Here is a 14,894-nt window from a genome sequence, read left to right as displayed (position 1 = left end):
GGATAGCCAAGGGTGATGCTCTGGCATCCTTACACTGCCAAGCCCCTAATTTTGCCAGTACAGGATTCGAGCCATGAGCCAGTCGCCCTCATCAAAGCAGCTGCAACAGATAGATGTACTGATACAACGTCGGCAGCTCGACGAGGCCCTGGAGAAGGCGCAAGTCTTGCGTGCACGCTACCCTCGCAGCCAAGATGTCACGATGATGCTTGGGTTGACGCTGGTGAGTCTTCTGCGCTATGAGGAGGCTCTTCCTTATCTGGAAACGGCAGCGCACGAGACAGTCGACAAACCTGCTGTGTTGGCGGCGTTGGGCATGTGCTATTACGGGCTTGGTCGCTTTCAGGAAGCATTAGCGCCCTTGCAGCGGGCCTTGCAATTGGAGCCACACCGCTTGCCGGCGCGAAACAACCTAGGCAATGCTTATGTGGCTCTGGGTGAGCTGAACAAGGCGCGCGATTGTTACGCGGAGAACCTGCGCCGCGATCCGGTCAATCCGGGAGCCAACTACAGCCTAGCAACTTTCAAGACCTACATTCCTGAAGACGATATTTTTACGGCTCTCCCACTTCAGTTGGAAAATCGTCAGCTGCCGCTGAAGGATAGAGCCACGCTGGCCTACACCTTGGGTAAGGCTTATTGGGATATCGGCGATTTCGAGCAGTCTTTTGCTTCCTATCGGCGCGCTAACGAACTGGCTCGCGAAGCGAGAGGCAGCGTCAGCCTACCCGAGCGTGGCTTGCTGGAGTCCATTCAACGCCTATTCCAGCCGGAGACATTTGCCTGTCAGCAGGCTGGAGGCATGGATGAAATACCGACCCTGTTTATTACCGGGATGTCGCGCTCTGGCAAGAGCCTAGTGGAATCGTTGTTGGACAGTGTAGAAGGGGTGTGCTGCGGAGGCGAAACCGATGAGTTCCGTTTCTATTTCAATCAGGTGATGGAGCAGTATGAAGGGGCTAGCCGCTATCTGGAGCAATTGACACCTGAGCGCTGCCGTGCCGATGCACAAGGGTATCTCGATGCCATCGGTTTTGATGGTACATTGCGCACGGCCACACGGCCGATGGACATCTGGGCACTGGGGTTGGTGGGTCTTTGGTTTCCCAAGGCACCCATCGTATTCTGCCGCCGTCGCCTAGAGGACATCGGGGTTTCGGCCTATTTCAATCATTACACCGAAGCCAATGACCATACCTATGACTTGTATGTCTTGGGGGAGCATATCGCCTACTACGAACAGGCCATGCAGCACTGGGCGCGTGTGCTGCCCAACCCCATCTATTGGGTCGACTACGAAGAACTGGCACAGGACCCAGAAGCGGTCGCCGATCGTCTGCTCAAGGCGTTGGGGAAGTCGCCGCGGTCGGATTTGTCCCAGAGGCAGGCTCAGTATGCCAGCTTTGTCGCACACCTGAGCCCAGTGCGCTCGCTTGACGTGCCCATGCCCATTCGGAGCGACTTCGTTGGCATTTCCGAACCTTTCGATCATCATCTGGAGCCTCTACGCAGAGGATATCGAGAGACCATGGAAGTCAAGGGATTGCCCGCCCAGCCGGTTGAGCGCTTCGACTGGCAGTTGAAGGGGCGCTTGGTGGCGATCGATAATGGCGCACGCCTGCCCAGCGAAGAGAACTTTGGTGAGCTTATGGCTACTAATGCCTTCGGCGTAGTGGCCTTCGACCCGGGAAGCCACCTTGCCGCCGAAGAAGTTGAAGGGATTGAAGAATTTCAGCATGTACCTCATGCGCTTCTAGGCGATGGTCAACCGGCTACTCTCTATGCCACCTTGGATAAAGCGCTTTCTTCGGTGCTGCCACCCTTGCCCGCGGAACGGCTGCCGGAAAGCCTGCGTTCTGGCTGCCAGGCATTGGCGAAGCTGCCGATAAATACACTCCGGTTGGACGATATCGAAGGCCTGGCTAGTCTCGACTGGCTCATCCTTGATGAGCTGTGCAACGCCATTGCGGTGCTGGAGAACGGTACCCGGGCGCTCAAGGACACACTGCTGCTGCAGGTGCGCCTGGCCTTCCAGCCCACCCATGAATGTCAACCTAACTTCGCCGAGGTGAGTCACTGGGCTAGCCGGCATGGCTTCACGTTCTATCGTCTCAACAACCCCAGCCATCGCAGTCTGCTTCCCAAGCGCGAGGATATCGCTCGGCCTCAGGCCACCCAGCTGGCCAATGCCGATGCCCTGTTCATTCCCACGCCGGAGCGCCTGGCCGTTCTGAATGGTGTGCAGCGCCAGCGCCTGGCCTTCCTACTGGATGCTGTTTTCGGCATTCATGACTTGCCCTATCAGCTGCTGGCCGAGTGTGACGAGGCGTTGGCCGAGCGCTATCTGAAGGCGCGGGGGTATGTGGGCATACAACGCATGGCCGGCATACCAGATCTGACGCCCTTATTTACCGTGCGCAAGGCTCAGCGCATTGCCGAACGCTGCTTGGCCGCAGCACTGGCAAGCCACAACATTCATCGTGCCAAGAACCAGGCCCAGCTTCTGCTCAAGGAATGCCCCGGCGACAACGAGGGGCGTTACTACCTGGGACAGGCGCTCTCACATTTGGGGCTGCACGATGAGGCACTGTCCCAGTTGGCATTGCTATATGGCGAAACCCGGGAGCTACGCTATGGCTTGGCGTTGGGCTGGGCGCAGCACCGGGCTGGGCAAGCTGCTGCACTGAAACGCACCGTCGCGGAACTCGGCGAGCGATACCCGCAGCACCTGGCGGTGGCGAGGCTGGAGCTGACGCTGGTGTCAGGCAGTCACGAGCGCCGAGAGTTGAATGCGGCGCTTGAGCGCTGCGAGGCGCTACTGGCCCACACAGATAGCGCCTTGGTGGCCGCTGGACTGGGTGACGGGCCAAGCGCACGTGCAGATCTGCTTGGAGTAAAGGCGGCCCTACAACTAGGAATAGCCAATACGCCGGAAGCATGCCGTGAGGCACAAGCTGTCTATCAGGAAGCCCTGAAGGCACTAAAAGGCCGTCAGGGTCCACTGCGTGCAAGATTGTTGATAGGGGTGGCGGAGGCCCAGAGCAGGTTCGGTGAGCTGTCGGCCGCGGTCATCAGCCTATGGCAGGCTTGTGCCACCTATCCTTACTCCCTGGAAACAGTGGCCGCATATGCCAAGCTGCGTGAGGCGCTGTCGCAAAGCCCGGATATTGAGCATCGACGGCTCTCCGCGCTGCATGAGCGCGTCCAGACGATCTGGCGCGGATATCAATCCGAGCAGTTGCAATATAGCTTTGGTGATTTCGGCTTGCCCTATCAGGGCTTTGAACCGCTGAAATTGCCCGGTACCCGCTCGGCCAAGGCCCGCCTGGCCCATTACGGTTTGGAAGAAGTGCTGCCCCAAGGGGCCACAGCGCTGGATATTGGCTGCAACCACGGCTTTTTACTATTGGGACTGGCGGATATCCTGAGTGCTGGCGAAGGCTTTGATATCAGCAAGGCCTGCGTGGAGGTAGGTAATGCAGTGGCACGGCACCTCGGGCATTCGCATATTACGCTGCACCACAAGGCTTTCGATGATTTCGTTGGCAAGAAACAGTATGACTTGGTGATTGCTTGCGCGGTGCACCAGTGGATAGGCAAGCCTCTGGAAAGTTTTGGCGAGGCCTTGTTTGGCCTGTGCAAGCCTGGCGGTATCGTGCTGTTGGAGAGCCAGGGGGCGCGGGACCGCCACCTGACCGAGCCGGGCTTCGACAATAATGCCACTGTCATCGCCAGCGCCGGCTTTACGGTGCTGCGAAAGGGTTCCCTCTGCGATGATTCGCTCAACTATCGCGAGTTCTGGCTGCTCCGGCGTGACGCCGTCCAACCGGCTTTGGAAAAGCCACGCAACACCAAGAGGACCAGTAAGGCAGGTGGCGCGGCACAACCCGCTATGGAAGGGGACGCTGCAGTATTGGCACCGATGCGTCGCATTTGCCAACTGCTCGCCAAGCAGGGAGCATGGTTCAACCCGGACCTGGTTATTCGTGCCGAGAATGGGAACCTATCCCTGCATGGCACACCTGGCACGCCGCGGGCGAGTTACCTGCGTGTGCCTATGGCGACAATGCCTCAGCTCGATTGCTTCGATATCAGAATCCAAAATGGTATTTTGACAGCAGCGCCGAATGGCACTCCGCTTCTACCTTTTCAACATGAAATGATGGAGGCCTTGCTGGAGCTCTACAACTCGACCCATAAGCTTGAGCTGTGGCGTAGGAGCTTGCCGTTTCTGGCATGGCAAGAGGCACCGGGAGTGCTGGATTATCTGCTCGGTGCCCGTCCTCGGAACAGCAACCTGACACGTTATCATGAGCAATTCAAAGCCGGTAGGCATGATCAGCTGTTGGTAGATAGCTTTATCGGGTCGCGTATGTTTGGCGTCACTGAGCAACACCTCAAGGCGCTAGGCATAAAAGGGGATACAGCCCTTCGACATGTGCTATTACCCCTGGTCGATTGCTTGAACCATCGCCTGGACGCGGAGAGCTTTTATACTCCGTTAGTGGGTGGTCAGCCTGCGATGCGGGTCTTCGGCGTTCCGGATAAAGATAGTGGCGAGCTGTTCGTACGCTACAACCTTTACGATGCGGTGGATACTACCCTGAGTTATGGCTTTATGGACACCGACAGCCCTTGGTTGGCTTCGGTGCCGGTAACGCTCAGCGTCAGCGGCCAAACGCTCCAGGTCCAGGGGTTGCCCATGCAGTGGCGCGGCCCGCTTCCCGCTGCCTTCGAGGATATTCGCGACTACATGCCAGGGCTACAGCGTCAGGGCGAACGCCAGGCATCGGTTACGAAGCTGATGCTCTGCAGCGAAAGCCCTTACAGCCTACGTCGGGTGCTTACTTATCTCGTCTACGAATTGGGGATTGCCCATACAGATTTGGTGGCGCGCCAACAGGTAGCTGAGCTGGAGCGGCAGCTGTTAGACAAAAACCGCGAATGGTGGGGTCGCTTTGAATTGCTTACGGAAGCATTGGAGCCCGAGCACCCAGCCCGGCAACTGTACCGGCATAGCCTTGACATCACCAATCGCGTAGCAGCTGCGTTGGGTTACTGAACGCCAATCTGGTCCCTGAGTGGATCCGTGAGGTTCGGCGGTCGGCGCCGGTAAGTGATAGCCTGGCGTTTGTCACGGTGCCGATGGCAAACAACGCCACACCAGCGGCGGGCTAGCATCGGGAAGCCGAGCGTATTCGCCTTGCAATGCCGAGTCCCAAAGGCACGGTGACCATCGAATGTCCGATGCGCAGGGCTATCGGGCAATGGCCTTTCCCGACGACCTGCAACGCCTCGAGAGCCGGCACGAACCAAAAAGCGGGCGCATCGGCCAACTCTACCAGGTGGGCGCGAGCCCCAGCCGCTAACCGCTGAAAATCGCCAACGGCCTACACGACACAAGGACGAAGGCTATTGCCAACTCGCTACACCGCTGGGTGCTAGCTCATCGCGAGAAGGTGCCCAATGGCTCTGCAACAGCGAAAGCGTTAGGTCAATGCCAGGCCTCCAAGATTCCATGATAAGGCAGTCGGGACGACGTCGATACAAAAGTGTGCCGAATCACTCATTGCTGATATAATCGCTAAAGCTCAGCATCCTTAGGCCGATAAAAAAAGAAACGCCCAAGGAACGGTGAGCTTCTCGCATGGCAACCATCAACACCAACCTTCTTTCCCTCTCTGGCCAGTCCAACCTGGGTCGCGCCCAGTCGTCTCTTGCAACCGCGATGGAACGTTTGTCATCTGGCCTGCGTGTCAACAGTGCCAAGGACGATGCGGCTGGTCAGGCCATTGGCAACCGGTTGACGAGCCAAGTGACCGGCCGCGCCATGGCACAGCGCAATGCCAACGATGGGGTATCGATGGCACAAACGGCGCATGGGGCACTGGACCAGATCAACGAGAAGCTGCAGCGCATTCGTGAGCTGACGGTGCAGGGGCTGAACGGATCCCTGACATTGCGCGACACAGATACCATCCAGGCAGAGATCAACTCGAATCTGCGGGAGATTGATCGGCTTGCAGGCACCGTGGATTACAACGGCATTCCTTTGCTGAGCGGCCAGGCCGGCACCGTCAATCTGCAGGTGGGGGCCAACGATAGGGAAACGCTGGGCATCGATCTCAACCCGCCCGGGTTCAGCGTCGAGTCGCTTGGGCTCAAGGATTTCACTATTGCAGGTATCGAAGGCGAAGTGACACCCAGGAACACACTCTTAGGGCCCGCTCATCATATCCATCTTTATGCGGAAACAAACGCACAAACGACCATCTCTTATAACGGAATAACGGGAACGTCGCGAGCGTTTATGGAGCAGCCGGCTGCAGAAGGGCCTTACGGCTGGTACGTTAGTGCTATGTTGGGTGATGATCCCGTTTTCTACGATACGGGTTACCCCGTAGCCACCCATGACACTGCCACGGATACCAGTGCCGTCAGCATTACCAGCACGGAAAGGATCTACGAAACCGTTGATACGATTCCCAGCCAGACCGTTACTCCGTCATTTACGGATCAGTATGGCGACCCCTTCACAGACGGTGCGAGCAGACAGCTACAGCAGCACGATGGTAGCTATGTCATACGCGAGACACGTAGTGGTGTAGTACGGTACTACGAAGCTGACCTGAGTTTTGTGGCGGGAGCTAGTAACATGCAGGTTCGGCAGCTCGGCGCCGAGCTGGCCGGCCCGGTTTATTCCCCCACCCGCGAAATTGTAGATCATCCCAACGGTGGCGATTATTACGACTTAGACGGTTTTGATGACGTTAGCTTTTTACGCAGTAATGGCACCCCACTGACGGAAGGTTCGTTGGTACAATCCAGCGACGGCGGCTATTACTTACAGACCGAAGTTGATGGTGGAACGGTTCATTATCGGTTGGGCGGCGTATCGACCGAAAGTTACTCAGAATCTGAAAGTTATTGGGACGAAGATCTTGAAGAATGGACGACACGGCTTGTCGATAAGGAGCGCTTGATTCTGCGTGCGGAATCCGCTGAGGCGTTTGCGGGTCTGGACTTGACGGGCCAGGCAACGCCGGTCGGTTACACACCGACGGTAGAGCCACAGCCGGAAGATCTCCGATTTCTAAATCCTGAAGGAGAGCTTTTTTCCGAACCAACACGTCTAATGCAGCGCTCGGACGGCCAGTATGTGATCGAGTCCAAGATAGAGGAAGGGGTTTATCATTATTTTGATGCAGAAGTCAGCGTCGGTCTTGAAAGCAATGGCGATACACATTCGATCTGGGCCGTAACGACGAATTCGAATCCCACCATTTTCGATATCGAGGCCCACCGTGTCCAGACAGTTCACGGGACTTCGGTGGTCACGATTGATCCACGAAACGTGACGGTCAACTATACTGACGGTAATGAAGAGACTTTTTCAGATGTACTTCGTCAGGGAGAGGATGGAAATTATTATTTCAATTTGCCTAATAGTCAGTCGACATACGGTAGCTTCAAGTTGGCTAGCCTTGTCGATACAGAGGACAACGAAATACTGATCAAGACGGTCAATGGTTCCAATGAAGTCATTATTTATCATCCTTCTAACCTGACGAACGGGTTGAACCTACGTGTGTCGGTCGAAACGGATGCTAATGGTTATGACAATGGCGAAATGGTATCGGATGGTGTGCCACATACAATTATCAACATCACTGAATCTACCCAGGAGATTCGTCTCAAGACGCCACCTGATCCTCTAGCGACCCTAGACCGGGCTATCGCCTTCGTCGACAGCAAGCGCAGCCACCTTGGCGCCATGGAGAACCGTCTGGAATCCGTGATCGAGTCGCACCAGACCACCAACATCAGCCTTTCCGCCGCCCGCTCGCGCATCCTGGATGCCGACTACGCGGTCGAAGTCGCCAACATGACCAAGGCGCAGATTCTGCAGCAGGCCGGCACGAGCATGCTGGCCCAGGCCAACCAGGTGCCGCAGAACGTGCTGACGCTGCTGGGCTGAGGATGAACGGGGTGTCGTGAGGCACCCTCAGGGTTTCCTGCTCTTGTACGGGGGGGGATGATGTCAGACTTGCCAGTAAAGGTTACGGCCGGGAAGGTGATGCATGTGCTCATCCCCCACTTCAATGCCGCCGAGCGAATTCTCAGCAACATGCTGGCTAGCCGGCTCACGCGTTGCAGCGACCCCAGTGAGAGGCTGCGCCTGCGGAATCTACAGGCCGAATTGGAGCTGGAGGTCGCCATGATCCACATGAACCTGGGCCACCTCTTCCGACGCTATGCCGAGGAGCTGGTCGATGCCTTGGATGACCCGGAAGGGAAGGGTGGGGCGATGCTGGCGCTGGATGAACATGAAGCGGTAGCCATCGAAAGCATTCGACGGCTCTACCAGCGCACCCAGGAATTAGACGGCATCCAGTGACACGTTACGCTGCCTGCCATGCCACCGGGTTCAGAACAGGTTGCGACCTGAGGTTGAGTCTTGATGGCATCGCTACGGCGTGTTTGGTGGATCGCTCAGTCTACGAGATACCGGTTACTCTTCTCCCCAGCAGTAGAAAGAGCGATGCGATGCCGCCATGCCCAGTTGGATATGGCCCGGCATGAAGCCGGGCTGCTGTTTGGCACACGTTTTGTCCTGCACGGGTGTCGTCTAGAAGCGAAGTATCAGGTTGTTCTCTGCCGCTTCACCGAACTCGGCGCAGCTCTGTGAACGTTCCAGGTCCTGCGCCAGGCTCAGGCTGCAGCGCGCCAGCGCTTGGGCTTCGAGCAGCACCAGGTCGAATCGCCTGGCCAGGTAGTATTCGTATGGCAGCAACTCACTGGAAAAACCGATGTCCTCATGCATCATGCCGATCACATGGCTGACCAGCCGAGGGTCGCTTTGCTGGTTCACATGGTTCAGTAGCCGCCTGTAGTTATACGTGGTGCGGTAGTCGCTCTCGAGGGTTTTCAAGAAGTAATTCTCGGCCTCTTCAGCGTTGCCAAGCATCTCATGCAGTTGCGAAAGGTGGTTGTACACGTAGGCGTTGTTTTCCAGGGTGGGCGGTATCGGCTCGTTCTCCACGGCAGCCAGTCCGGCCCGTAGCTGGGCCTCGTCGTCCGATACCACGCGGTTGAGCCCATAGAGATAGTCGACGGAGGCGAAACGAGGCACTTCGTTGCCGAGGCGTCGGCGACGTTCGTCAGGCTCGAGCTCCCAGATCTGCTCGTTGAGCATCTCCTGGCGGATCTCGGAGGGATCGTAAACGCTCTCGCGGGACCCGGTCATGCGTGCGGCGCAGCCGGCAAAGTCGACGTTATAGCGATTGTCGCCCGCATCGGTAACGCAGTTGGGCGTATCATCTCCGCGGCTGGCCAGGGCGCTCTCGGAATACTTGCCCAACCGGCGAACGGCCATCTTCAAGCCATCCTGTGAATACCCGGCGGCCGCCAGAAGCGACACGGCAAAGGCGTCCGCCTGTCTCTCCTGCTCGCTGTTCCAGCGGTGGTAGATCAAGCCGTTGGCCGCTTCCTTGGCGGCATCGCCGAGTAACACGCTGTAGCCATTGCCGGCGGCAACGCCGCCGATGCGTGCCGCCGTGACTGCCGCCTGCTGGAAGCGAGACTTGGTCGTGTCGTCGTGAATGACATGCGAGAGCTCATGTGCGATCAAGCCAGCAATTTCGTCTTCACTCTCCGCCTGCGCCATGACCCCGGCAGACAGCACGATGGTGTAGGGCGAGAGCGTGTAGGCTTCGTAGCCGGCAAAGGTATCGACCACGACGAGGCAGTTGCAGGGGGTTTCCGCTGCGCTCACCAGGCGTGCCAGTATGTCGTTGAGGTAGTCCAGCATCTCCTGATCGCTGACCAGCACACGGCCGCTGCGGTGTACCTGCTGCAGATCGGCAGAGCGGACTTCGTAGGTCACCCCCGCGAGCTGGGAGTCGCCCGCAGGCAGCGCGGCACACCCGGCCAATGCCAGGCAGAGAAGAAGGGTGGCAAGTCGTTGCATCAGCGGCATGATTCACCTGCCCCCTTCACGCTGGCGGAACGAGTATCCGCGGCCAGGGCCAGGGGAACCGTGTCGCAGGCGCTGGTCACGAGCGACTCGTCGGCGAGCACGACATCGGCGCGCGCGATGCGATACTGCTCCCCGGCGACGGTAAACAGCAGCTCACGCTGAGAGCTGGAAGCGTCGGCGCGGGCCGCAAGCGGCAGGGCAAGCCCGGCAATTTCCTCGACCAGCAGCCACTGGTCGCTGCTGAGCTGTTGAGCTTCGGTGAACCGGGGGCTGGGAATCTCCACGATCTGCACCGCTTCGGCCCAGGCACCCGAGGCCAGCGCCATCATGACGGCGGCACACAGCGTAGGCGTTGTTTTCATTCTTTTGTCTCCTTCATGGGCTGGGTGGCTGCCTCGTTGCGCAGCACGACTTCGCGAAGCAGGGGAACGATGGCGATCAGCGATAGCCATCCTTCCGGCACGATTCGCATCAGGTTGTGGAAGACCAGTTGAACCAGGAGCACGGCCACGGTAATGACCCCCCACCAGACGAACACCATCGGAATCCGCGTACGCAGCGGGGCGACACGGCGCCGCCGCGCCTGCAGCATGAACAGCAGTACGGCCAGGCACCATGTGGCCAAGCCCCAGAGCGTGACGTCGCGATAGCGGAAATAGCCGTTCTCCAGCCGCCACAGGTTCTCGAACGCGACCGCATGCAGCATGACGCCGGGCAGCCGCTCGTAGATGGGCGTGTCGACGTAGTCGAGCGAGCTGGGCATGACGACACCGACCATCACGGCATACGGTGTGCCTTCCTCGATGCCCGGCGGAACCAGCGAGACCGGGTCATCGCCATACAGCTGCGACGCACGAACGACGTTGACCGGCAGGCACTCGGCGGAGAGGTGGCCCGGCTCGGCCCTGCTGTAGAGTCCCTGCAGCACGCCCTCGAGGAAGCGTTGCAGCAGGCCCCGGTACGGCTGAAGGGTTCGGCCGGCACGCACTCCTGCGCTTGCCGGGCCGACCATTGCACGGAAAGGTCGGGAGCCCGGGATGGCTCAAGCCAGTCGCAGGAACGGTTCGAGGCTTCACAAAGCGCCTGGTACACGGCCACCGCCGGCGTCGGCAGGGTCTCGAGACCGGCGTGGTTCTGAAAGGGGACGGTCGCCGTGAAGGGGTAGTCATCGCCATGCCCGCTCCACGCAGTCGGCGCCAGCTTGGGCTGCTGCAGCAGCTCGAAGGCGGGCCGAAGCATGGGCATGGGGCTGCCGCCACCGGCCAGGATCAGTTCGGTGCCGCCCTCTCGCGAAAGCATGGAGAGTCGGCTGCCCAGCCGCCCGAGATCGCCGCTGGCGCTTCGTGGCGCCTCGAAGAAAATGTCATAGAAAAGCGCGCTTGGCGGGTGCGGCTGGTTGGCGGTGAGGTCGGTGATCAGCCTGGCATGGTCGGCATAATCCAGGGGCCAGTCGATGCTCGACATCCAGCCACTGCCGCCGCCATGCAGCTCCTGGATGCTCTGCGCATCGATCTTCACCACCGTCAGCGGGGCGCGATCGACACCCGAGAGCCGCACATGAAGGTTCTGATACTCACGCGAGAGGGCGTTATCCGAGCTGGAGGAGAGCGTGAAGGGGTCTGCCGCCAGCGCCCACACCCCCAGTGCCACGTAGGCCAGATAGCGAACCCCGGCGAATTGCCAGCAGCGCTGAATCAGCGCGTGCCCCAGGCCGACCATTCGCTCAAGTTGGGCCATGTGCACCTCGCCTCGAAGCGCCCCGTGCCTGTTGGCGGGGCTGGCAGGATTCACTCATGCCAATGAGCGAGAGCGCTCGGCGAATCGAGGCATGGGGCTGCCATGGAAGGCAGCACGGCTTCCCTGTCTGGTACATCCCGGTTCCTTGCGTACGGCAAAGCTCTGGTGGCTTCGCTCTATGTTCTTTTCATTTTTTATGTTGTCTGTTCAGACCAGGAAAAATCGTTTTTTCAGCTTATTGTGCCAATAAATTGTTTAAAATTAGGAAATGGTAGTAGTCGCCCTCACTCCCACACCCCGTTGAACCCCGTTTCGTAGCTGCCGTGGCTGCGCTCCTCGGTGAGCCGGTACAGCGAGTACCGGCGGTTCAGGCGGGCGCCGCCGTCACGCGTGAGCGGCTGCCAGGCAATGTCGGCCCGGTCGCGGCTCGAGCGAACGAAGAAGGCATCGAGCGGTATCGAGAGGTAGAGCGCCTTGTCGAAGCTGCCCTCGCCGAAATCGCTACCCGCATCGGTCAGCGTTGCCCAGCCGCCGATTCGCACCCCTGAGGCGAACTCGCGCGAGAGATCCAGCGTGACCCCCAGGTCGCCTGCCAGATAACGCCCGACGCTGGCCTTGGCCAGGATGTCCTCGAAGCCGGTCTCCCAATAGCCGCTCAGGTGCCCGGTCCAGACGTTGTAGTCGCGCAGCCCGAATTGCTGGTCGAAGTCACGTTGCTTCACCAGGTTGGCATCCGCGCCAATGGCCCAGCGGCTGGCAAGGGGGCGGTAGAGTATTTCGGTGCCGGCGCCGGCATACATCATTTCCAGGTACCCGGCATAGCCCATGGCGAACCAGTCGCTGCCCAGCTGCGCGGTATGCGTGTACTGCAGGTTGCCGAGCCCCAGGTCCGCCTCAGCCAGGTAATCGCCGATGTAGGTACGCACCCGGGGCAATTTCGACTCCGCAATGTACTCGTACTTGTCGAGGTTGTCGGCCAGCGTCCAGGAGAGGTTGCCCGAAAACCAGCCGTGACGGCTGGTCCGGTACTCGGCATCGGCATTGATCGAAAGCCGGTAGAGGTAGCCATCGGGGCCGCCGAAGTTCTGCATCAGCCCCGGGCCGATGCGGTACTGGAACCGCCTTGTCGGGGCTTCGTACAGGGTTTCGGCGTAATAGAGTGACGCATCGGGATCTGGCTGGGGCGAACCGATATCCAGCGCATCGTAAAAGCTCGACTCGGCGTCGCGCGACTGGCTGGCCGCGACGAAGGCCTGGCGCGGGTAGCGATCCTCTCGTACCGTCAGGCCCTGCTGCTCCCAGCGGTACTCGAAGGTCTCGATGTTGCTGGCGCTGCGGTTGTGCAGGATGCGGCTGGCGCGGCCGCCGCTGGTACCCAACGAGCGATAGCGTACCGGCTCGCCTTCGACCTGCAGCGTGGTGTCGGTGGCCCGTATGCGATGCACTCGCACCCCGGCGTTCGACTCCAGTTCCTCGCTGACAGCGCCCCAGTCCATGGTATGCCAGGGTTGTGCAGGCTCCAGCGCCACCGGCGGGGGGTCACGCTTGACCTGGGAAAGCCCTGCCAGGTTGGTGGAAAGGCTCAAGCCCAGCATGGCGGTATTGCCACGCTGCCAGCCGGCCTTGAGCGCCAGGTTTTCGCTCAGCCGTAGCCGCGCGCCGTAGTTGAGCCGGGAGTCCTGCGGGATATCCGATTCCGCGCGATCCGCAGAGTAGTCGTTACCCTCCAGCTCCACCTGCAGCAGCAAGGGTTGCCAGGGGGTCTGATACTCCACGCCGCCGAACCAGGCCACCGGGCCGCGGAACATCTGCGAAAGCGAAAGCTCGCCGCCATCTGCGGTTCCGGCAAAGCGCGGCCGTTCCTTGGCCCTGTCATCGACCAGCCCCAGCGGGTTGGACATGTCGCCGGCGCGGCCAAGGTAGCCCCAGCCCAGGCCGAGGTGAAAATCCCAGTCATACCAGCGCTTGCTGGCGACCAGATATTCCGCCCCGAACAGCGTCGTGCCCCCCGCATCGAGCAGGCCCACGGCAATCTCAGGGTGAAAGTAGCCCTCGCGCAGCAGGCGAACCTTGGCATCGAAGCCCTTGTCGAGATACTTCCTGTCGCCGGCAATCGCCTCGCCGTAGAGCCTGTCCTCGATCTCCACGTAGCGAAAGCCCGCTTCCAGCCAGTCAATGGGTTGGAAGAAGATCCCGTAGCGGCGATAGGGCGCGGTGCGATTGAAGGTGGCGGAAAAGTGGCCCAGTGGCGCCATGCGTGCCGTTGGCGTCTGCATCAGCCCAATACCGCCAAAATCGTTATGACCCTGGCCAATGCCTGCACTGGCTGCCGGCTCTGCGCCTTGTGCCGGCAGTGAGGCGAGGGCAACGCTTGCCAGGGCGATCGCGCGGCAAAGCGAGTGCTGTTTCAGTCCCATGTGATGATCTCGCACACGTCTCCGGGAAGCTGGGTGGCCAGCCACCCGGCGACCCGTTCGGCCACCTGCCGGGCGTGGCGCTGATGCTGCCGCGAATGGCGCGGCACTATCACCAGGCGGCTGCCTGGCGAAACCGGCAGGATGTCCTGATTCCAGGGCGCCACCCCCAGGCGATGCACCACTCCCAGGGGGTCGACCAGGTAGGCATGGTCGACACGATGGCGAGCATCCTTCGGCAGCGTCTTGAACAATGCGGCAGTGGTGCTGCCTGGCTCCCAGTGCCGGCGCTCCACGCCCCGGCTCGTCCACAATTCGACCCATGGCGGGGCCTGGCAAACGCCGTAGTGTTGCAGGGCATCGAGCTGCACGTTACGGCGCAGGTCTGCGAGCAAGTAGGGCAGATCGAAACGCTCTGGGCTCCTCTGGGGCTGCGCCTGGGTTCGTGCCAGTTCGGCGTGCCACGCTTCTTGCCAGGGCGCTGGTGCCCGGTGTGCCAGGGCAGCCAGGGCATCGAGGGCAGCACTGTCACCCATCGCGCCGGCCTCGATAGCGCTCTTGCGCAGGGCGAAGCTGTAGGCCCAGTCGATGGCATGTGTACGCTGCGCCTGATTGCTGACCCAGGCTTCGGCCAGGGTGTCGCCCCTTGCAGGCATCGGCCCGATCAGCAAAGTCAGCAGGATCATCGGCAGCGAGACCAGGCACGCCGACAAGGCGGGCCGGGGGGTAGGAAAGGCAGGTTTTATCATTGCTTGGGCGACTCG

The 14,894-nt window shown here is 60.0% G+C and carries 10 protein-coding genes; 4 read left to right on the top strand and 6 right to left on the bottom strand.

Annotated features, from left to right (window positions below; all coding sequences use genetic code 11):
- Positions 1 to 73 precede the first annotated feature (73 nt).
- The 4 genes from DIS04_RS12385 (at position 74) to DIS04_RS12370 (ending at position 8,398) form a co-directional block, all read left to right on the top strand.
- On the top strand, positions 74 to 5,062 hold the full coding sequence (locus DIS04_RS12385) for a sulfotransferase (RefSeq protein ID WP_111414094.1): 4,989 nt from the start codon (positions 74 to 76) through the stop codon (positions 5,060 to 5,062).
- A 178-nt stretch (positions 5,063 to 5,240) separates the two neighbouring features.
- The gene (locus tag DIS04_RS20850) at positions 5,241 to 5,369 is read left to right on the top strand and encodes a hypothetical protein (RefSeq protein ID WP_281270193.1); all 129 of its coding nucleotides are present in this window, start codon (positions 5,241 to 5,243) and stop codon (positions 5,367 to 5,369) included.
- A gap of 278 nt (positions 5,370 to 5,647) precedes the next feature.
- On the top strand, positions 5,648 to 7,978 hold the full coding sequence (locus tag DIS04_RS20950) for a flagellin N-terminal helical domain-containing protein (RefSeq protein ID WP_422667937.1): 2,331 nt from the start codon (positions 5,648 to 5,650) through the stop codon (positions 7,976 to 7,978).
- A gap of 99 nt (positions 7,979 to 8,077) precedes the next feature.
- The gene (locus DIS04_RS12370; RefSeq protein ID WP_111414093.1) at positions 8,078 to 8,398 is read left to right on the top strand and encodes a hypothetical protein; all 321 of its coding nucleotides are present in this window, start codon (positions 8,078 to 8,080) and stop codon (positions 8,396 to 8,398) included.
- Between the two features lie 231 nt (positions 8,399 to 8,629).
- Here the strand turns inward: DIS04_RS12370 and DIS04_RS12365 are convergent, their stop codons facing one another.
- The 6 genes from DIS04_RS12365 to DIS04_RS12340 form a co-directional block, all read right to left on the bottom strand.
- Positions 8,630 to 9,979: a M48 family metalloprotease gene (locus tag DIS04_RS12365; RefSeq protein ID WP_111414092.1), complete on the bottom strand. Its 1,350-nt coding sequence runs from the start codon at positions 9,977 to 9,979 to the stop codon at positions 8,630 to 8,632.
- Complete coding sequence (locus DIS04_RS12360; protein ID WP_162623056.1) at positions 9,970 to 10,341, bottom strand: hypothetical protein; 372 nt, start codon at positions 10,339 to 10,341, stop codon at positions 9,970 to 9,972. The genes DIS04_RS12365 and DIS04_RS12360 overlap by 10 nt, the downstream gene beginning before the upstream one ends.
- The gene (locus DIS04_RS20470; protein WP_162623055.1) at positions 10,338 to 10,742 is read right to left on the bottom strand and encodes a hypothetical protein; all 405 of its coding nucleotides are present in this window, start codon (positions 10,740 to 10,742) and stop codon (positions 10,338 to 10,340) included. Before DIS04_RS20470 ends, DIS04_RS12360 begins: the two co-directional genes overlap by 4 nt.
- Before the next feature lie 14 nt (positions 10,743 to 10,756).
- On the bottom strand, positions 10,757 to 11,716 hold the full coding sequence (locus DIS04_RS12350; protein WP_111414309.1) for a CHASE2 domain-containing protein: 960 nt from the start codon (positions 11,714 to 11,716) through the stop codon (positions 10,757 to 10,759).
- A 284-nt stretch (positions 11,717 to 12,000) separates the two neighbouring features.
- Entirely contained in the window at positions 12,001 to 14,133 is a 2,133-nt protein-coding gene (locus tag DIS04_RS12345; protein ID WP_111414089.1) for a YjbH domain-containing protein, read from the bottom strand.
- A complete protein-coding gene (locus DIS04_RS12340) occupies positions 14,124 to 14,879 on the bottom strand; it encodes a hypothetical protein (protein ID WP_162623054.1) in 756 nt (251 codons plus the stop codon). Before DIS04_RS12340 ends, DIS04_RS12345 begins: the two co-directional genes overlap by 10 nt.
- Positions 14,880 to 14,894 lie beyond the last annotated feature (15 nt).

The sequence above is a fragment of the Billgrantia lactosivorans genome (genome assembly GCF_003254665.1).
GTDB lineage: Bacteria > Pseudomonadota > Gammaproteobacteria > Pseudomonadales > Halomonadaceae > Halomonas > Halomonas lactosivorans.
The sequence above is the reverse complement of the archived record's forward strand: the minus strand, read 5'-3'. Positions and strand labels throughout refer to the sequence as shown.